Here is a 19,333-nt window from a genome sequence, read left to right as displayed (position 1 = left end):
CCGGGCACGGCGGAGATGCCGGCGCCGGCTTCGACGTGATCACCATGGGGCGCGTGGGCGTGGACATCTACCCCGAACAGGTCGGGGTGAGCCTGGACCGGGTGCGGTCCTTCGGCAAGTTCCTGGGCGGCAGCCCGACCAACGTCGCGGTGGCGACCGCCCGCTACGGGTGGCGGTCGGCCGTCGTCACCCGAACCGGCCACGACCCGTTCGGCACGTTCATCCACCAGGCGCTGCGCGACTATGGCGTGGACGACCGGTTCGTCAGTGCCGTGAGCGGGCTGAACACCCCGGTCACGTTCTGCGAGATCTTCCCGCCCGACAACTTCCCCCTGTACTTCTACCGCGAGCCCAAGGCTCCCGACCTGGAGATCCGTCCCGAAGAGCTCGACCACGACGCCATCCGCGCGGCGGGAATCCTCTGGGTGACGGTCACCGGCCTGTGCCAGGAGCCCAGCCGCACCGCGACCCTGGAGGCCCTCAGGTCCCGCGGTCGCAACGGGATCACCGTCATCGACCTCGACTACCGGCCGATGTTCTGGGAGTCCCGCGAGGAGGCGCGCGCGTGGGTTGCCGAGGCGTTGCCGCACGTCACCGTGGCGGTGGGGAACCTCGACGAGTGGGAGACCGCGGTCGGGCAGGGCGGCCCGGACGCCAGCGCTGTCGCCGATGCCGCGAAGGAGCTGGGGATCGAGCTGGCGGTCGTCAAGCAGGGGCCCGAAGGCGTACTCGCGGTCGACGGCACCGCGGCGGTGCGTGTCCCGCCGGTCCCCGTTGACGTGGTCAACGGCCTCGGCGCGGGCGACGCTTTCGGTGGCGCGCTCTGCCACGGCCTGCTCTCGGGGTGGCCCAGCGAGCGGATCATGCGGTTCGCCAACGCGGCGGGCGCCATCGTCGCCTCCCGCCTCGCGTGCTCCGATGCCATGCCGGTGTTCCAGGAGGTCGAGGCGAAGCTGGGGGAGACCGGACATGCCGACTGAGCGGCTCCGGGAAATCGTCGACACCCGCGTCAACGACCCCGCGGCCATCGCCCGCGCGGCCGCCCGCCGCGCCCGGCCGGTGTCCCCGGTGGGCGAGCACGGCCGGGCGATGATCATCGCGGCGGACCACCCGGCGCGCGGCGCGCTCAAGTCGGGCGACCGGCCCATGGCCATGGCCGACCGCGCCGACCTGCTCGACCGGCTGTGCGTCGCGCTCGCCCGCCCCGGCGTCACCGGGGTCCTCGGCACCGCCGACATCCTGGACGACCTGCTGCTGCTGGGCGCCCTCGACGGCCTGACCGTCATCGGCTCGATGAACCGCGGCGGCCTCGCCGGTGCCACATTCGAGCTGGACGACCGGTTCACGGCCTACGATGCCGCCGCCATCCGGGCCGCGGGGTTCGACGGCGGCAAGATGCTGCTGCGCATCGACTACGAGGACGACCGCACCGCCTCGACCATCGCGGGCTGCGCCCGGGCCGTCAACGAGCTGAACGCCGCCCGGATCATGGCCATGGTCGAGCCGTTCATCGCGCACCGCGGCGGCGGCGCCGTGCACAACGACCTCAGCGCGGAGGCCATGGTGCGCGCCGTGTCCATCGCCTCGGGAATCGGCAACGCCTCGGCCTACACGTGGCTGAAGGTGCCCGTGGTGGACCAGATGGAACGGGTTATGGCCGCCTCCTCCCTACCGGCGCTGCTGCTCGGCGGGGAAGTCGCGGCCGACCCCGATGTCACCTACCGCCGTTGGGCCGCGGCCCTGGAGATCCCGACCGTGAAGGGCCTGGTCGTCGGCCGGTCGTTGCTGTACCCCGCCGATGACGACGTCCTGTCCGCCGTTGACACCGCTGCGAGGTTGTTGTGACCCATTCGACCAGCAAACACCACCTGCCGGCCGGCAGCACCGCCTCCGGCCGGTACCGCACCGCCGTCACCCCGGAGTCCGCTGGCTGGGGCTACTCCGGACTGCGGGTGCTGGAGCTGCCGGCGGGCGGCAGTTCTGAGATCGGGACCGGCCCCGAGGAGATGCTGGTGCTGCCCCTCACCGGCGGTTGCACCGTGCGCTGCGACGGGCAGGTGTTCGAGATCGAGGGACGCGCGGACGTCTTCTCCCGGGTCACCGACTTCGCCTATCTGCCCCGCGACGCCAGCGCCACCGTGCACAGCGAACACGGCGGCCGGTTCGCGCTGCCGTCCGCGCGTTGCGACCGCAGGCTCACCGCGCGCTACGGGCCCGCCGAGGGAGTCCCGGTCGAGCTGCGCGGCGCCGGCCAGTGCAGCCGCCAGGTGAACAACTTCTGCACCCCGCAGACCTTCGAAGCCGACAGGCTCATCTCGTGCGAGGTGCTCACCCCCGGAGCGAACTGGTCGTCCTACCCGCCGCACAAACACGACGAGGTCACCGAGACCCAGTGCGTGCTGGAGGAGATCTACTACTTCGAGGTCGCGCCCGGCCCGCACGGTCCGGGCATCGGCTACCAGCGGGTCTACGGCACTCCGGAACGACCGATCGACGTCCTCGCCGAGGTCCGCAGCGAGGACGTCGTGTTGGTCCCGCACGGCTGGCACGGCCCGTCCATGGCCACCCCTGGCTACCACCTCTACTACCTCAACGTCATGGCCGGCCCGGGCGCCGAACGGGCCTGGCGTATCTGCGACGACCCCGCGCACGGCTGGATCCGGCAGACCTGGGAGAACCAGGAGCTCGACCCGCGACTGCCGCTCTACACGGCCAACGGGAAGGGGAGGTGACGGCGGTGCGCGGAACCATCCGCCTGACGACCGCGCAGGCCCTGGTGCGGTTCCTGGCGGCGCAGTACTCCGAGCGCGACGGCGAACGGCACCGCCTGGTGTCCGGCGTCTGGGGCATCTTCGGCCACGGCAACGTTGCGGGTCTGGGCCAGGCGCTTTTGCAGGCCGCCACCACCGGTGAGGCGGACCTGCCCTACTACCTGGCCCGCAACGAGCAGGGGATGGTGCACACCGCGGCGGCCTACGCGAAGATGCGCGACCGGCTGCAGGCGTTCGCGTGCACCGCCTCGACCGGCCCCGGGTCGACCAACATGGTCACCGGTGCCGCCCTGGCCACCACGAACAGGGTTCCGGTGCTGCTGCTGCCGAGCGACATGTTCGCCACGCGCGGCCCCGACCCCGTCCTGCAGCAGCTGGAGGACCCCCGCAGCGGTGATGTCACGGTCAACGACGCGCTGCGCCCGGTGTCGAAGTACTGGGACCGGATCACCCGCCCCGAGCAGCTCGTCCCCGCGGCGCTCGCCGCCATGCGGGTGCTGACCGACCCCGCGGAGACGGGAGCGGTCACCCTCTGCCTGCCGCAGGACGTGCAGGCCGAGGCGCACGACTGGCCCGCGGGGTTCTTCCGCGATCGCGTGTGGCACATCGACCGCCCGGAGCCGGACCCCGAGGCGCTGACCCGCGCCGCCGCGGCGCTCCGCCGGGCAGGCCGCCCCCTGATCGTCGCCGGCGGGGGCGCTGTCTACTCCCGGGCGACCGAGGAGCTGCGCGCGTTCGCCGAGGAGACCGGGATCCCGGTGGCCGACACGCACGCCGGCAAGGGCGCGGTCCCCTGGGACCACCCGTGCGCGGTGGGCGGGATCGGCGCCACCGGGGCCAGCAGCGCGAACGCCCTGGCCGCGGAGGCCGACGTGGTACTCGGCGTCGGCACCCGGTACAGCGACTTCAGCACCGCCAGCCATACCGTCTTCGCGAACCCGGACGTGGAGTTCGTCAACCTCAACGTGGCGCGGCTCGACGCCGCCAAACACTCGGCGCACCAGCTGGTCGCCGACGCGCGCGCCGGGCTGCGGGCGCTGCGCCGGGAGCTCGACGGGCGCCAGGTGGCCACGGCCTACCGGGAACGCGCGCGCGAGCTGGCCCGCGACTGGGCCCGGACCACCGACGAATGCTTCCGGGTCGACCACCAGCCGCTGCCCGCCCAGACCGCGGTGCTCGGCGCCCTCAACGACACCCTCGGCGACCGCGACGTGGTGATCAACGCCGCCGGCAGCATGCCCGGTGACCTGCAGATGCTGTGGCGGGCGCGCGACCCGAAGGCCTACCACGTCGAGTACGCCTACTCCTGCATGGGCTACGAGGTGGCCAGCGGAATCGGCGTCAAGCTGGCCGACCCCAGTCGCGAGGTGTTCGTCCTGGTCGGTGACGGTTCCTACCTGATGATGGCCCAGGAGATCGCCACGATGGTCTCCGAGGGCATCAAGGTCGTCATCGTCCTGGTGCAGAACCACGGCTTCGCCTCGATCGGCTCACTCTCGGAGGAGCTCGGCTCGCAGCGGTTCGGCACCAGCTACCGCTACCGCGACCCCGACACCGGGCTGCTCGAGGGCGACGTGCTGCCCGTGGACCTCGCGGCGAACGCCGCCAGCCTCGGCGCCCGGGCGATCAAGGCCCACGGCATCGCGGACCTCCGCGAGGCCATCGCGCGCGCCAGGGACGCCGACACCACCACCGTCGTGCACATCGAGACCGACCAGCGGGCGCCGGGCCCACCGTCGAGCGGCTGGTGGGACGTGCCCGTCAGCGAGGTCTCCGAGCTGGACAGCACCAGGGACGCCCGCGCCAGCTACGACGAGCACAAGCGAACCCAGCGTCACTACCTGTGACACGTCCCTGAGGAAGAGAAGCGATGAAGACCATTCAGCACTGGATCAACGGGGCGTTCACCCCGGCCGGATCCACCCGTACCGCACCGGTCTGGAACCCGGCCACGGGCGAGCAGCAGGCCGAGGTCCTGCTGGCCGAGCGGGACGGCGTCGACGCGGCCGTCACCGCGGCCGCGAAGGCGTTCGAGTCGTGGGGCGACTCCTCACTGACCGCGCGGTCGCGCGTCATGTTCCGGCTGCGTGAACTCCTGGTCGAGCACGAGGACGAGCTGGCGCGGCTGATCTGCGCCGAGCACGGCAAGGTGGTCGACGACGCGCGCGGCGAGATCGTGCGGGGGCGCGAGGTCGTCGAGTTCGCCTGCGGTATCACCAGCGCCCTCAAAGGCGACTACTCCGACCAGGTCTCCAGCGACGTCGACTCCTTCTCCTACCGCCAGCCGCTCGGCGTCGTCGCCGGGATCACCCCGTTCAACTTCCCGATCATGGTGCCGCTGTGGATGCACCCGATCGCAATCGCGTGCGGCAACACGTTCGTGCTGAAGCCCAGCGAGCGCGATCCCTCCGCGTCCAACCTCGTCGCCCAGCTCTACGCCGACGCCGGGCTGCCGGACGGCGTGTTCAACGTGGTGCACGGTGACCGGACCGCCGTCGACGGGCTGCTGGACAGCAGCGGTGTCGAGGCTGTCTCGTTCGTTGGCTCCACGCCCATCGCACGGTATGTCCACGAGCGGGCCCGGGACACCGGAAAGCGCGTCCAGGCCCTGGGCGGGGCGAAGAACCACGCTGTGGTGCTGCCCGACGCCGATCTCGACTTCGCCGCCACCCAGCTCACCGCGGCTGCCTACGGGTCCGCCGGGCAGCGGTGCATGGCGATCTCCGCGGCCGTCGCGGTCGGCGGGGCGGGCGACGCCCTGGTGTCGACGTTGGAGGACAAGGCCAAGGCGATCAGGGTGGGCCCCGGCCAGGATCCGGCCACCGAGATGGGCCCCGTGATCACCGCGCAGGCGCGCGACCGCGTGGCGAGCTACGTCGCCAGCGGCGCCGAGCAGGGGGCGGAGGTCGTCGTCGACGGCCGCGGCCGTACCGTCGAGGGCCACGAGGGCGGCTTCTTCGTCGGTCCCAGCCTCATCGACCATGTCGAACCCGGGATGGGGGTCTACGACGACGAGGTGTTCGGCCCGTTGCTGTCCGTGCTCCGATGCGAGGACATCGACGAGGCGATCGCGCTCATCAACGCCAACCCCTACGGCAACGGAACCGCGGTCTTCACCGGCGACGGCGAGGCCGCCCGCCGGTTCCACCGCGGCGTCCGGGTCGGCATGGTGGGCGTCAACGTGCCGATCCCGGTGCCGATGGCGCACTACTCCTTCGGCGGCTGGAAGGACTCGCTGTTCGGCGAGAAGCACATCCACGGGCCCGAAGGCGTCGACTTCTACACCCGCGCCAAGGTCATCACCAGCCGCTGGCCACGCGCCAACCGGCTCGCCGACGGCGCGCTGCACTTTCCCACCGCGCAATGAGTATCGAGGAGTCAGATATGGCGACCGCCGCTGAGCCCGCGAACAACCTGGTCCTAGGATCGGCCCCCGACTCCTGGGGCGTGTGGTTTCCCGACGACGAGCATCAGACGCCCTGGTACCGGTTCCTCGACGAGCTGTCCGGTGCCGGGTACTCCTGGCTGGAGCTCGGCCCGTACGGCTACCTGCCCACCGAGCCGGACCGGCTCGCCGACGAGGTCGCCAAGCGTGGCCTGCGCGTCTCGGGCGGCACCGCGTTCGGCGCGCTGCATCGCGCGGACGCCTGGGACGACATGCTCGCCACGATGCGCAAGGTCGCCGCGCTGACCCGCGCCGTGGGCGCGCACCACCTGGTGTTCATCCCGCCGATGTACCGCGACGAGAAGACCGGCGAGTTCTCCGAGTCGCCGGTGCTGCCCGACGACGCCTGGCGGACGGTGTACCGCGGCGCCAACGAGCTCGGCAAGATCCTGCTGAACGACTACGACGTCCGGCTCTGCCTGCACTCGCACGCCGACAGCCACATCCAGTCGCAGCCCGAGATCGAACGGTTCCTCGACGGCACTGACCCCGACCACGTGTCCCTGTGCCTGGACACCGGACACGTGGCCTACGGCGGCGGCGACGCGGTCGACCTGATCCGCCGCTACTCCGAACGGGTCGGCTACGTCCACATAAAGCAGATGGACCCCGACGTGCTCGCCCAGGTCGCCAGGGAGGACCTGTCGTTCGGCGAGGCGGTCAAACGCGGTGTCTGCGTCGAGCCGCCGGCGGGCGAGCCCGCCCCGGACGCCGTCATCGACGCGCTGGAGGAGGTCGACGCGCGGGTGTTCGTGATCGTCGAGCAGGACCTGTACCCGTGCGAGTTCGACGTGCCGCAGCCGATCGCGATCCGCACCCGGAAGTACCTGAACTCCTGCGGTCTGGGGGCGCGCCACCAAAAGGCATGAGAGCCGGCGGACCGTCGCTGAGCCCGGGCCGAACGCGCGGACACCGCACGCGATCCCCCACCCGGAGCCCGGGCTCCCCGCAAGTCGTCCACGCGACCACGAAGGGCGTTCACCAGTCAAAGAACCCCGGAACCCGGTAGCACAGCGTCATACTGAGAGGTTCACGCCATGAACCGCAAACTGTTCACCGTCCTGGCCACAGCCGGGGCCCTCGCGATGGTTGCCTCCGCGTGCAGCGAAGAGGGAGGCCAGCAGGAGGAAGGGGGCGGCGACGTCGAGACCCCCGATATGACTATCGCGATGATCACCCACCAGGCCGAGGGAGACACCTTCTGGGACATAGTCCGCGCCGGTGCGGAGGACGCGGCCGCGAAGAGCAACATCACCCTGGAGTACTCCGCCAACCCCGAGGCCGGGGAGCAGGCCACCCTCATCCGCAACGCTGTGGACCAGGACGTCGACGGTATTGCCGTGACCCTGGCGAAGCCGGACGCGCTGCAGGACGCGATCGACACCGCCAAGGACGCCGACATCCCGGTCGTCGGCCTGAACGCCGGCATCGAGCAGTGGGAGGAGGCCGGCCTGCAGCAGTACTTCGGTGCCGACGAGACCGTGGCGGGCGAGGCGTTCGGCGAGCGGCTGAACGAGGTCGACGCCCAGAAGGCGCTGTGCGTGATCCACGAGCAGGGGCACGTGGCGCTGGAGGAGCGGTGCTCCTCGCTGGAGGAGACCTTCGACGGCGATTCGGAGACCCTCTACGTCGACGGTGCCAGCATGCCCGACGTCAGCTCCGGGATCACCGCGAGGCTGCAGGAGGACGAGGACGTCGACTACGTGGCGACGCTGGGTGCACCGTTCGCCATGACCGCGCTCGACGCGGTGGAGGAGGCCGGCAGTGACGCCGCGGTCGCCACGTTCGACACCAACCGCGAGCTGGTCGGCGCGCTGGAGAGCGGCGATGTGGAGTGGGCGATCGACCAACAGCCCTACCTGCAGGGCTACCTGGCTGTCGACGGGTTGTGGCTCTACAACACCAACGGCAACGTCTCCGGTGGCGGCCAGCCGGTGCTGACCGGCCCCGAGTTCATCGACCAGGACAACATCGACGAGGTCGCGGAGTACGCGGAGGAAGGGACCCGGTGAGCCAGCGATGAGCCAGGCACTGGCCTCCAGGGCGCCAAGCCCTGAGGGGAACGGGTCCGAGAAGGCGGTCCGGGTCGGTCAGCGTTCGCTGGCCCGGCGTTTCCTCTCGCGGCCGGAGTTCGGCTCGCTGATCGGCGCCGTCGTCGTGTTCTGCGTATTCTTCACGGTGGCGGAGCCGTTCCGGCAGGCGTCCTCGCTCTCCACGGTGCTCTACGCCAGCTCGACGATCGGACTGATGGCCATCGCCGTGGCGCTGCTGATGATCGGCGGGGAGTTCGACCTCTCCGCCGGCGTCGCGGTGATCACCTCGGCGATCACCGCGGGTATGTTCAGCTACCAGTTCAGCACCAACGTCTGGGTCGGAGCCGGGGCAGCGCTCCTGGTCTCGTTGGGGATCGGGTTCGTCAACGGGATGCTGCTGATACGCACGCGCGTTCCCAGCTTCCTGATCACGCTGTCGATGTTCCTGATGCTCCAGGGGCTAAACGTCGCCGTCACGAAGCTGGTCACCGGCAGTGTGGCCACCCGGAACATCGCCGACATGGACGGGTTCGACTCCGCGTCGTTCGTCTTCGCCGCGGAGTTCTCCATCGGGGGGTTCAACCTGCGGGCCACGGTCATCTGGTGGCTGGTGTTCGCCGCCGTGGGCACCTGGGTGCTCCTGCGGACCCGGGTCGGCAACTGGATCTACGCGATCGGCGGCAACAAGGAGAGCGCCCGCGCGGTTGGGGTCCCGGTGAACAAGGTCAAGATCGGCCTGTTCATGACCGTCGGTTTCATGGCGTGGTTCGTCGGGATGCACATGCTGTTCCAGTACAACACTGTGCAGTCGGGCGAGGGCGTGGGCAACGAGCTGCTCTACATCATGGCCGCTGTCGTGGGCGGCTGCCTGCTCACCGGCGGCTACGGCACCGTGATCGGCGCCGTCATCGGCGCGTTCATCTACGGGATGACCAAGCAGGGCATCGTCTACGCCGGCTGGGACAACAACTGGGTGATGTTCTTCGTCGGCGCGATGCTGCTGACAGCGGTGCTGGTCAACGCGTGGGTCCGCACGCAGGCGAACAAGAGGTGAGTAGAGGTGTCCACGAAGTCTCCCAGCACGTCCCACCCCAGCGGGTCCGACGGGGCCGAAGGGACCGGCCCGATCGTGGAACTGCGCGGCGTGGGCAAGTCGTTCGGCAACATCCGCGCACTCTCCGGGATCGACCTCAAGGTGGGCACCGGCGAGGTCACCTGCATCCTGGGCGACAACGGAGCCGGGAAGTCCACCCTGATCAAGATCATCTCGGGGCTCCACGAGCCCAGCACGGGCGAGTACCGGGTCGACGGCGAGCCGGTGCGCTTCACCTCGCCGCGGGAGGCGCTCGACCACGGCATCGCCACGGTGTACCAGGACCTGGCGATCGTGCAGCTCATGCCCGTGTGGCGGAACTTCTTCCTCGGATCGGAGCTGACCACCGGGGCCGGTCCGCTGCGCCGCCTGGACACCGGCCGCATGCGCACGATCTGCGACCAGGAGCTCCAGAAGATGGGCATCGAAGTGGCCAGCGTCGACATGCCGGTGCAGAACCTCTCCGGTGGGCAGAAACAGGTCCTGGCGATCGCCCGCGCGATCTACTTCGGCGCGCGGGTGCTGATCCTCGACGAGCCCACCGCCGCGCTGGGCGTCAAGCAGTCGGGCGTGGTGCTGAAGTACGTCAGCGCCGCGCGTGAGGCCGGGCTGGGCGTAGTCCTCATCACGCACAACCCGCACCACGCGTTCCTGGTCGGGGACCACTTCGTGGTCATCAAGCTGGGCGAGATGGAGCTCGACCGGCCCCGCTCCGAGCTGTCGCTGGAGCACCTGACCCACCACATGGCCGGCGGTGCCGAGCTCGATGCGCTGGAGCACGAACTGGAACGCGGCCAGGAGCCCGAGGCGGACCCGTCGCACGGCGTTGGGCACGGGCAGACCTAGGGGGTGGGGCGGGTGCTCGCCCTCCCGCCACCCAGCGGGAGAAGGGACACATGACTGTCGAGGCCGGCCTGGCCGGCGCCGGGATCATCGGCGCCGGCCACGCCCGCCGGCTCACCCCGCCGGCAGCCGGTATCGCGTCTGGCTGTAGGGCTGTCCCTTACCGAAGGCGAGAATCTTGTCCGGGGTGACGCCGAACACGAGCGCCCCAGCGCCCCCTCCGGGGTGCTGGAACCCTTCGTTGACGACCTCGAAGTCCCAGTCGAGCTTCGCCTTCCACATCGCGGCGAGCCGGAGGAGCAGCTCCCCCTCGGTGACGCGTGCGGCGGTGCCCTCGACCACGACATCTATCCCGGACCGGAAGTCGCTGGTACCGGTAGTGAGAACACACCGCGCGTCGAACGCCAGGTTCCGCGCCTTCTGCTCTTCGGCGCCGGTACAGAAATGCAGCGCGCCGTCCAGCCACATCGCCGGGATCGGGGTCACGTGCGGCTGGCCCGTACGCCGGACAGTGGACAGCCAGAACATCTCCGACCTCGACAGTATGTGGACGACCTCGGACCACGGCGGCGGCGCCGCGTCCGGCTCACTGAAGCGCTCGTCCAACTCGGCCACTGGGTCGACCATGGCAGCCCCGCCTTTCCGTGCGAATGCCGGGGGCTTTCCCCTACCCGCCTACCAGGACTGACCGTCCGGAACGCTGGAACTCATCGGTTCCCGCCCTTCGTATGCCGTTGCCGCGCGAGGCGGTGGCCGTTTCCGGCCAATGCTCCGCAGAACGGGAACTGTGGCGCGTTTGTCGTTCCGCCCTTCTACGCTTCTCGCTGTGAATGAGCGATGGAGTGCAGACGACGTCTGGGCTTTGGCGCCCGATGCGTCCTCAACGAAGGGTGCGCTGAAGGTCGCCAAGCCCGCCTCCTGGCCGGCGCGCGGTTGGCGCGCGGGGCCCGACGGCGGGGTGGCCGCCGTGTGGGGCGAGTGCAAGGGCAGCGGCGCCAAGCCCTACCAGGCGGCAGTGGACTTGGCCGGCGAGGGGGCACCGGTGTCGCGGTGCAGCTGCCCCAGCCGGAAGTTCCCGTGCAAGCACACCCTGGCCGTGCTGTACCTGTGGGCCATCGGCGAGGTCGACGGGCCCGACGACGGCCCGGCGTGGGTCGGGGAGTGGTTGGAGTCCCGGGCCGCCAGGGCGCGAAAACGGACCGAGACATCCGCGGAGCAGAGCCCGGAGGCCAGGAAACAGGCCGAGAAGACCGCGCGCGAACGGGAGGAGCTGGTCTCTTCCGGCCTCGACGAGCTGGAGCTGTGGCTCGCCGATCAGGTCGAGGCCGGTCTGTCCGAGGCGCCGCGGAAGAACCGGGACCACTGGAAGCTCATGGGCCAGCGCCTCGTGGACGCCAAGGCGGGCGGTGCCGCCGGGCGGGTCACCGAACTGGCGTCCCTTACCCGCGCGACCGACTGGCCCGACCGCATGCTGCAGGAGTTCGCCCTCCTCCGGCTGCTGATCAATGGCTACCGAACCGCGCCCACCCTGTCGGAGCGCACCCGCGCGGCGGTCCGGGAACGCATCGGCTTCGGGCTCAGGACCGAGGAGGTGCTGCAGACGGGCGAGCGGGTGCGCGACCGCTGGCGGGTGCTCGCCCTGCACGACGCCGCCGACGCCGAAGCGAACCTGACCACCCGCCGGTTGTGGTTGCGGGGCGAGGACACCGGACGGACCGCGCTGTCGCTGACCTTCGCCGCTCCCAACGAGGCGCCCACACCCGCCCTGCGCCCCGGCGCCGTCTACGACACCGAGGTGGCCTTCTACCCCAACGGGTACCGGGTCACCGTCGCCAGTACGCACGGCAAGGTCGACGACGAGGCTGACCCTCCCGAAGGCGACTCTGTGGCCGACGCCCTGCGGCACTACGCCGACGCCCTCGCTGTTGACCCCTGGCTGGACGCGTGGCCCGTCGTGCTCGCGGGTGTCCGAGTCGCGCGCGAACCCCAGTGGTCCCTGGTCGACTCGGACGGTGCCGCACTCCCCCTGCACGACGACGAACTCCCGCCGTGGACGCTGCTCGCCGTCAGCGGTGGTGAACCCGTGACGGTGTCCGCCGAGTGGACCCCGTGGGGCCTGCACTCGCCGACCGTGTGGGGCCAGGGCCAAAAGGCGGTGGCCCCCTGACGCCGCTACCCGCTCCCGAGGGTTCCCGGCGTTGTGCACCGGCCGGTCCGCGCTCTCCCCGGCGACGTCCCGGCCGTACACGGGTGAGCTGTGACTGCAACGGCGGCGCCGTGTCTCGCGCCCTGCGCCACGACCAGGGCAGGCGGCCGTCGCCGCCGAGGTTGACCCGACCGCATCCAACGGCCGCCCGGGCGGCGGGCGCGAACCGCGAACGAACGCGGCACCCTCGACCCGAGACGAAAGGTGGGACCCCGTGACCGAGGGGGATTCGCAGCGCACCGACACGTGGCAGCAGCTGGTTTCCACAGCATTGGTGGGCGTCAACCGGCGCGCCGTACCGGAGACTCCGGGACTTCCGAGCGCACCCGCGAGCGAGCGCGCCGCGGAGCTGCTGGATCGCGCCGCGGCGGCGACGGTCCAGCAGCGTGCCGGCTACGTCCCGGGAACGGCCACGCCCCTGCCGCCTGCTCCCGCAGACAAGCCCGCGGTCCCCGACGCCGCGGCGCGGCGGCTGGATGCCGTGCTGGCCGGTGACTACACCAGGTTCGGGTTGCAGGACACGAACGGCATGGGGGAACGGCTGCTCTCGGAGTGGCTGGACATCGCCGCCGCCCGGGAAATGCGGTTCCCCGCGGACACGATCCCGCGGATGCTCGACGCCGGATACGCCGATCGGGACCTGCGCCCGGCGATCGTCGCCACCGCCGGGACGCGGGGCCGGTGGCTGGCCCAGTTCAACCCGAAGTGGCACTACGTCACCGAGTACAGTGCCCCCGACGACCGGTTCGACGCGGGGGTCTGGGAGCACGGCACCCATGCTGAGCGGCGTCGCGCCCTTGCGGCCGCGCGGGCTCAGGAACCGGCCCGCGCCCGTGAGCTACTCGAAGAGGTGTGGTCCGGCGAGAAGGCTGAACGGCGCCGCGAGCTGCTGCTGACGCTGGAGACCAACCTGAGCGCGGAGGACGAGCCGTTCCTGGAGCGGGCGCTCGACGACCGTGGCGCCACCGTGCGCGGCACGGCCCTCGCCCTTGTGACACGGCTGCCCAGCAGCGCGCACGCCGAGCGGTTGTGCGCGCACGCGCGACACTACGTGTGGCGGGGCGCCCCCAACAGGGGCGGGGACCACCCGCTGCGGGTGGCCGCGCCAAAGCCCACCGATTCCGGTCTCGCGCGTGACCTGGCGCTGGTCACCAGGGCCAAGGGGAAGGATTCCACCGATGTGAGCGGTGAGTGGCTGTGGGCGCTGGTCACGCACACTCCATTGCGCTTCTGGCCGGAGCAGCTGGGAGTGTCCCCGGCCGAGATCGGGGCGCTCGCCGCCGAGGCTGAGGAGTGGGACTTGCTCAGCGGTCTCGCCAACGCCGCCAGGGTCCAGGAGGACCCGGAGTGGGCCCGCGCCCTGCTGCCCGCGATCGCGGTGCTCAACCAGAGCCCCCGGGCACGGCGCGGCCAGACCCCCGATTTCCGGACGTTGTTGAGCCTCCTGCCGGTCGAGGAGCGGTGCGCTCATGTGGCGCGCATGCTCGCGGACGCACCCAAGAGGGCGCTCCACGGCCATTACTCCGGTCTTATCGGGCTCGCCGGCCCCAACTGGACCGAGGAGCTGAGCGAGCGCGTCGCCGAGCTCATCGCGGAATGGGCGGTGCCCGACAGCCGGAACAACTCCCTGCCCCAGCTCTGCTACGAGGCGTCCCTCGCCATGCCGCCCGCCATGTACGAGCGCTACACCCCCGTGTCGGCCGAGACCGACACCTCCGTCGTCCATTTGGAGGCGGCACTGCGGTTCCGGCACGAGATGCACGCGGAGTTCGGGTGACCGGTGCGCCGCAGTGTTCGGCGCCGCCCCGGATTGGGAGGCCCGAGACCGTGACCGAGGACGCCTCGCCGAGCGCCGACACGTGGCGGCGCCTGCTGTCCGCGGCGCTGGCGGGGATGAACCGGGCAGCGTTGCCCGACACCCCGGACCCACCCGCCGCGGCCGCCCTGAGCTGGTCTTCGGCCATGCCACCCGCGCGCTTGACCGCGTTGCGAACCGGACCGCAAATGTCGTCCCCACCCCGGAGAATGTCCCCATGGAAGCCCGCCTGACGGCCACACCGCGGGTTCCTGCCACGAGATGCACAAGGAGATCCGTTGACCGCTGCCACCCCCCTGTCCTCGTCCGCCGCCGAGGCGCTGCGGCCACACGCGGAACAGACCTACGCCGCCGAGATCGAGGCGCTGGCGAAGTCCGACGACCGGCAGCGCCCTCCGGGCTGGCACCTCTCCCCGTGGGCCGTCGCCCAGTACCTGCTTGGCGGCACGCTGGCCGACGGCACCGAGATCACCCCCAAGTACATCGGAGCCCGCCGGGTGATCGAGGTGGCCGTCTCCACCCTGGCCACCGACCGCGCGCTGCTGCTGATCGGCGTGCCCGGCACCGCAAAGACCTGGCTGTCGGAGCACCTCGCCGCCGCGATCTCGGGCGACTCCACGCTGCTGGTGCAGGGCACCGCCGGTACCGCTGAGGAGGCCATCCGCTACAGCTGGAACTACGCCCGGCTGCTCGCCGAGGGGCCATCCGAGGAAGCCCTCGTGCCCAGCCCGATCATGACCGCCATGGCGCGCGGCTCCATCGCCCGGGTCGAGGAGCTCACCCGGATGCCGTCCGACGTCCAGGACGCGCTGATCACCGTGCTGTCCGAGAAGACCCTGCCGGTGGCCGAGCTGGGCACCGAGGTGCAGGCGCAGCGCGGGTTCAACCTGATCGCCACCGCCAACGACCGCGACCGCGGCGTCAACGACCTGTCGAGCGCCCTGCGGCGCCGGTTCAACACGGTGGTGCTGCCGGTTCCCGACTCCGCCAACGACGAGGTCGAGATCGTCAGCCGCCGGGTCGAGCAGCTCGGCCGGTCGCTGGACCTGCCCGAGGTTCCGGCGAGCATCACCGAGATCCGGCGCGTGGTCACGGTCTTCCGGGAACTGCGTTCCGGGGTGACCGAGGACGGCAAGACGAAGGTGAAGTCGCCCAGCGGCACGCTCAGCACCGCTGAGGCCATCTCGGTGATCACCAACGGCATCGCGCTCGCGGCGCACTTCGGTGACGGCCAGCTCACGCCGGGCGACGTCGCTTCCGGGATCCAGGGCGCGGTCGTGCAGGACCGGGTTTCCGACGGCGTGGCGTGGGACGAGTACCTGGAGACCGTTGTGCGGGAGCGCGCCGAGTGGCGGGACTTCTACCGCGCGTGCCGCGAGGAAAGCGCCTGATGGCGGGCACCACAACGCGGGCGGCCTCCGGGAGTGTCCACATCCTGGGGATCCGCCACCACGGGCCGGGCTCGGCCCGCGCGGTGCGCGCCGCCCTGGAGGAACTCAAGCCCGACACCGTCCTGATCGAGGGTCCACCCGAGGCCGACTCCCTCACCGGCCTGGTGGGCGGCACGGAGCCGCCAGTGGCGCTGCTCGCGTACCAGCCCGACGAACCGGCGAAGTCCGCGTTCTGGCCGTTCGCGGTGTTCTCCCCCGAGTGGCAGGCGCTGCGCTACGCCAACGACCACGGCGTTCCAGTGCGGTTCTGCGACCTCCCGGCCAGCGTCACCCTGGCCGAGCGGCACGACAAGGACGGCAAGCGCACCACCGACGCTGACGGCGACGACACGGGCGCGCCCGGCGAGCCGGACAGCCCGGACGACCCCGGTGGCGCCGAGAACGACGCGAAAAGGCGCGCCCGGCTCGACCCGCTCGGCGTGCTGGCCGAGGCCGCCGGCTACGACGACGCCGAACGGTGGTGGGACGACGTCATCGAGCAGCGCGGCGACAGCGAGCCCGCACCCTTCTCCGCGATCACCGAGGCCATGACCGCCGTGCGCGCCGAGCTGGCGCCCGAACCCGACGAACGCGAGGCGCGCCGCGAGGCGCACATGCGCCAAACCATGCGCGCCGCGCTCAAGGAGGGGTGCGAGCGGCTGGCCGTGGTGTGCGGGGCGTGGCACGCTCCGGCGCTCAGTGACCTGCAGGCGACAACGGCCACCGCAGACAGGGCCCTGCTGCGCGGCCTGCCCAAGGTGAAGACAACGGCAACGTGGGTCCCCTGGACGCACGGCCGGCTGGCCTCCGCCAGCGGCTACGGGGCGGGCGTGACCGCGCCCGGCTGGTACCACCACCTGTTCACCGCGTCCGACCGGCCGATCCACCGCTGGCTCACCGACGCGGCGCGGGTGCTGCGCGAGGAGGACCAGCCGGTCTCCTCGGCGCATGTCATCGAAGCAGTGCGGCTGGCCGAGACCCTGGCGACCGTGCGGGGCCGGCCGCTGGCCGGACTGTCCGAGGTCGCCGAGGCCACCAGCGCGGTGCTGTGCGAGGGCGAGGAGGCGCGCGCCCGGCTGGTCCACCAGCGCATGGTGGTGGGCGAGCGGCTCGGCTCGGTGCCCGAGGACACGCCCATGGTTCCGCTGCAGCGCGATCTCGCCGCCACACAGCGCGCGCTGCAGTTCAAACCCGAGGCGCTGAGCAAGCAGGTAACGCTCGACCTGCGCAAGGAGCGGCAGCGCGGGCGCAGCGTCCTGCTGCACCGGCTGCGGCTGATCGGGGTCGAGTGGGGAGTTCCGGCGCGCGACCAGGTGCGATCGCGCGGCACGTTCCGGGAGTCGTGGACGGTCCAGTGGTCCCCGGAACTCGACGTCTCTCTCATCGAGGCGAGCCGGTGGGGGACCACCTTGGTCGGGGCCGCCACCGCCAAGGCGCACGACATCGCCGACTCGGCGGAGCTGCCCGGGCTCACCGACCTCACCGAGCGTTGCCTGCTGGCCGAGCTCACCGACGCCCTGCCCGAGGTCCTCGACGCCGTGGCGCGGCGCGCCGCGGTCGATCGCGACGTCACCCACCTGATGGGGGCGCTGCCGCCGCTGGCACGGTCGTCGCGCTACGGCGACGTGCGCGGAACCGACGCGGCTGCGCTGCACAAGGTGGCTGATGAGCTGCTGCGCCGGGTGTGCGCCGGGCTCGCGCCGGCCGTCGTCAACCTGGACGACGATGCGGCCGAGACCATGGTCGGTCTGGTGGACGCCGTGCACACCGCCTCGCCCCTGCTGGGCGCGGACGCGGAACGGCGGTGGCTGGACGCTCTGGACGCCCTGGCCACCCGAGAGGCGGCCCCGGGGCTGGTGGCCGGGCGGGCGCACCGCATCCTGCACGACTCCGGGCGGCTCGACTCCGCCACCGTGCGGCGCCGCCTGGGACTGACCGTCTCGCGTGCCGGTGATCCCGCGCACGCCGCCGCCTGGCTGGAGGGGTTCCTCTCGGGGAGCGGTCTGATCCTGGTCCACGACCACGAGCTGCTCGCCGTGATCGACACCTGGCTCGCCGAGCTGTCCACCGACGCGTTCACCAGCGTCCTCCCGCTGCTGCGGCGGACCTTCGGCGGTTTCGCCGCCCCCGAGCGGCGCGCCATCGGCGAGTCGGTGGCCCGGCCCCGCGTAGCGCGGGCCAATGGGGACCAGCACGCGAGCACCGGTCCGCAACTAGACACGCAGCGGGCGGCCCCGGCGGTTGCCACCGTGGCCGCGGTTATCGGTGGGTGAGCGGTGCTTCCCGGACGTGCCGGCGCCACTCCAGAACCAGCACACCACAACGCTGAACCGAGGTAGCCACGATGACGACGGCCGAGTCCCCCGCAGACACCGGCACGGCATCCGAACCCGACGAACGCCTGCGGCGCTGGCGGCTGGTGCTCGGTGGCGCCGCCGCTCAGCAGGGCGCAAGCGCGAGCGCGGGCCTGAGCGACACCGATGCCCGAATGGACGAGGCGCTGGGCGCGCTGTACGACCGCAAGGACGGCGGTGAGGGCCGGTCCGGCAACGACCGCACGGCGGGGCTGGGCTCCTCCGCACCGAAGGTCGCGCGGTGGCTCGGCGATATCCGCACCTATTTCCCTTCCCCCGTTGTACGGGTGATGCAGACGGACGCGATGGAGCGGCTCGGTCTGCGCCAGTTGCTCCTGGAACCCGAGATGCTGGAGTCGGTCGAGCCCGACGTGCACCTCGTGGGCACGCTGCTCTCGCTGAACAGGGTCATGCCGCAGGAGGCCCGGGAGTCCGCGCGCGGTGTGGTGCGCCGGGTCGTGCAGGACCTGGAGAACCGGTTGCGCGACAAGACCCGTTCGGTGGTCCAGGGCGCGCTGGACCGCTCGTCGCGCACGCACCGGCCGCGCCGGGTCGCCGACATCGACTGGAACCGCACGATTCGGCGCAACCTGGCGAACTACCTGCCGGAGCACCGCACCATCGTGCCGGAGACCCTGGTCGGGTACGGGCGGCGCAGCCAGGGCGTGCAGCGACATGTTGTGCTGGCGATCGACCAGAGCGGGTCCATGGCGTCCTCCGTGGTGTACTCCAGCGTGTTCGCCGCGGTGCTCGCGTCGATGCGGACACTGCGCACCTCACTGGTGGTGTTCGACACCTCGGTGGTGGACATGACCGAGGAGCTGACCGACCCGGTGGAGGTGCTGTTCGGCACCCAGCTTGGCGGCGGAACGGACATCAACCGCGCGATCGCCTACTGCCAGGGGCTCATCACCCGGCCGTCCGAATCGGTCTTCGTGCTCATCAGCGACCTCTACGAGGGCGGTATCCGTGCGGAGATGCTGCAGCGGGTGGCCGCGCTGACCGCGTCGGGCGCGCAGGTGGTGGTGCTGCTCGCGCTCTCCGACGAGGGCGCTCCCTCCTATGACCGGCAGAACGCCGCGGCGCTGGCGGCGCTGGGCGTCCCCGCGTTCGCCTGCACGCCCGAGGCGTTCCCCGAGCTGATGGCCGCCGCGATCCAGGGCCAGCCGCTCACGGCGTGGGTGGAGCGCCATCAGGGCGAGGATCAGGACTGACGGGCGGCGCCGGCGGGTCCCCGTTGCGGGTGGCCGACACCGCTGTCAGCGGTGCCGGCCACCCGCGCGGGTATCGGGACCGGGGTAGGCGCCGGTCGAAGCCGCGCTGTCCGCCCCCCGGCCAGCGC

The 19,333-nt window shown here is 71.4% G+C and carries 15 protein-coding genes; 14 read left to right on the top strand and 1 reads right to left on the bottom strand.

Going from position 1 to position 19,333, the window contains the following annotated elements; genetic code table 11:
* The first annotated feature begins 44 nt into the window (after positions 1–44).
* The 9 genes from iolC (at position 45) to F4561_RS23750 (ending at position 10,188) form a co-directional block, all read left to right on the top strand.
* Positions 45–980, top strand: a complete 936-nt coding sequence (iolC, locus tag F4561_RS23790) for a 5-dehydro-2-deoxygluconokinase (RefSeq protein WP_184584099.1) — start codon at positions 45–47, stop codon at positions 978–980.
* Positions 970–1,845 (top strand): Cgl0159 family (beta/alpha)8-fold protein, encoded by an 876-nt coding sequence (locus F4561_RS23785; RefSeq protein ID WP_184581767.1) that lies wholly within the window; start codon positions 970–972, stop codon positions 1,843–1,845. Before iolC ends, F4561_RS23785 begins: the two co-directional genes overlap by 11 nt.
* Positions 1,842–2,732 (top strand): 5-deoxy-glucuronate isomerase, encoded by an 891-nt coding sequence (gene iolB, locus F4561_RS23780; RefSeq protein WP_184581766.1) that lies wholly within the window; start codon positions 1,842–1,844, stop codon positions 2,730–2,732. The genes F4561_RS23785 and iolB overlap by 4 nt, the downstream gene beginning before the upstream one ends.
* Positions 2,729–4,618, top strand: a complete 1,890-nt coding sequence (gene iolD, locus F4561_RS23775; protein ID WP_376773676.1) for a 3D-(3,5/4)-trihydroxycyclohexane-1,2-dione acylhydrolase (decyclizing) — start codon at positions 2,729–2,731, stop codon at positions 4,616–4,618. The genes iolB and iolD overlap by 4 nt, the downstream gene beginning before the upstream one ends.
* 23 nt (positions 4,619–4,641) lie before the next feature.
* Positions 4,642–6,138 carry a CoA-acylating methylmalonate-semialdehyde dehydrogenase gene (locus F4561_RS23770; protein WP_184581762.1) on the top strand — a complete coding sequence of 499 codons (1,497 nt, stop codon included), beginning with the start codon at positions 4,642–4,644 and terminating at the stop codon, positions 6,136–6,138.
* A 17-nt stretch (positions 6,139–6,155) separates the two neighbouring features.
* Positions 6,156–7,085 (top strand): TIM barrel protein, encoded by a 930-nt coding sequence (locus F4561_RS23765; protein ID WP_184581760.1) that lies wholly within the window; start codon positions 6,156–6,158, stop codon positions 7,083–7,085.
* A gap of 168 nt (positions 7,086–7,253) precedes the next feature.
* Positions 7,254–8,228, top strand: coding sequence for a substrate-binding domain-containing protein (locus F4561_RS23760; RefSeq protein ID WP_184581758.1), 975 nt, complete (start codon positions 7,254–7,256; stop codon positions 8,226–8,228).
* Positions 8,229–8,235: 7 nt separating this feature from the next.
* Entirely contained in the window at positions 8,236–9,303 is a 1,068-nt protein-coding gene (locus F4561_RS23755) for an ABC transporter permease (protein ID WP_184581756.1), read from the top strand.
* 72 nt (positions 9,304–9,375) lie between these two features.
* Positions 9,376–10,188, top strand: coding sequence for an ATP-binding cassette domain-containing protein (locus F4561_RS23750; RefSeq protein WP_376773703.1), 813 nt, complete (start codon positions 9,376–9,378; stop codon positions 10,186–10,188).
* 111 nt (positions 10,189–10,299) lie between these two features.
* Here F4561_RS23750 and F4561_RS23745 read toward each other — a convergent pair whose 3' ends face one another.
* Complete coding sequence (locus F4561_RS23745; RefSeq protein ID WP_184581752.1) at positions 10,300–10,812, bottom strand: pyridoxamine 5'-phosphate oxidase family protein; 513 nt, start codon at positions 10,810–10,812, stop codon at positions 10,300–10,302.
* Between the two features lie 199 nt (positions 10,813–11,011).
* On the opposite strand from F4561_RS23745, the gene F4561_RS23740 reads away from it, so the two are divergent.
* The 5 genes from F4561_RS23740 (at position 11,012) to F4561_RS23720 (ending at position 19,205) form a co-directional block, all read left to right on the top strand.
* Positions 11,012–12,352: an SWIM zinc finger family protein gene (locus F4561_RS23740; RefSeq protein WP_312885501.1), complete on the top strand. Its 1,341-nt coding sequence runs from the start codon at positions 11,012–11,014 to the stop codon at positions 12,350–12,352.
* Positions 12,353–12,605: 253 nt separating this feature from the next.
* Positions 12,606–14,168 carry a DUF5691 domain-containing protein gene (locus F4561_RS23735; protein ID WP_184581748.1) on the top strand — a complete coding sequence of 521 codons (1,563 nt, stop codon included), beginning with the start codon at positions 12,606–12,608 and terminating at the stop codon, positions 14,166–14,168.
* A gap of 317 nt (positions 14,169–14,485) precedes the next feature.
* The gene (locus tag F4561_RS23730; RefSeq protein ID WP_184581746.1) at positions 14,486–15,598 is read left to right on the top strand and encodes an ATP-binding protein; all 1,113 of its coding nucleotides are present in this window, start codon (positions 14,486–14,488) and stop codon (positions 15,596–15,598) included.
* Positions 15,598–17,910: a DUF5682 family protein gene (locus F4561_RS23725; protein WP_184581744.1), complete on the top strand. Its 2,313-nt coding sequence runs from the start codon at positions 15,598–15,600 to the stop codon at positions 17,908–17,910. Before F4561_RS23730 ends, F4561_RS23725 begins: the two co-directional genes overlap by 1 nt.
* Before the next feature lie 71 nt (positions 17,911–17,981).
* Entirely contained in the window at positions 17,982–19,205 is a 1,224-nt protein-coding gene (locus F4561_RS23720; protein WP_184581742.1) for a VWA domain-containing protein, read from the top strand.
* The last annotated feature ends 128 nt before the right edge of the window (positions 19,206–19,333 follow it).

The sequence above is a fragment of the Lipingzhangella halophila genome (genome assembly GCF_014203805.1).
GTDB lineage: Bacteria > Actinomycetota > Actinomycetes > Streptosporangiales > Streptosporangiaceae > Lipingzhangella > Lipingzhangella halophila.
This window is presented reverse-complemented; position numbering and strand designations above follow the sequence as displayed.

What these genes read in the sequence shown, in the direction of transcription:
- iolC (WP_184584099.1), top strand. Translation starts at nt 45, where the DNA reads ATGGGGCGCGTGGGCGTGGACATCTACCCCGAACAGGTCGGGGTGAGC.
- F4561_RS23785 (WP_184581767.1), top strand. Translation starts at nt 970, where the DNA reads ATGCCGACTGAGCGGCTCCGGGAAATCGTCGACACCCGCGTCAACGAC.
- F4561_RS23770 (WP_184581762.1), top strand. Translation starts at nt 4,642, where the DNA reads ATGAAGACCATTCAGCACTGGATCAACGGGGCGTTCACCCCGGCCGGA.
- F4561_RS23765 (WP_184581760.1), top strand. Translation starts at nt 6,156, where the DNA reads ATGGCGACCGCCGCTGAGCCCGCGAACAACCTGGTCCTAGGATCGGCC.
- F4561_RS23760 (WP_184581758.1), top strand. Translation starts at nt 7,254, where the DNA reads ATGAACCGCAAACTGTTCACCGTCCTGGCCACAGCCGGGGCCCTCGCG.
- F4561_RS23755 (WP_184581756.1), top strand. Translation starts at nt 8,236, where the DNA reads ATGAGCCAGGCACTGGCCTCCAGGGCGCCAAGCCCTGAGGGGAACGGG.
- F4561_RS23745 (WP_184581752.1), bottom strand. Translation starts at nt 10,812, where the DNA reads ATGGTCGACCCAGTGGCCGAGTTGGACGAGCGCTTCAGTGAGCCGGAC.
- F4561_RS23725 (WP_184581744.1), top strand. Translation starts at nt 15,598, where the DNA reads ATGGCGGGCACCACAACGCGGGCGGCCTCCGGGAGTGTCCACATCCTG.
- F4561_RS23720 (WP_184581742.1), top strand. Translation starts at nt 17,982, where the DNA reads ATGACGACGGCCGAGTCCCCCGCAGACACCGGCACGGCATCCGAACCC.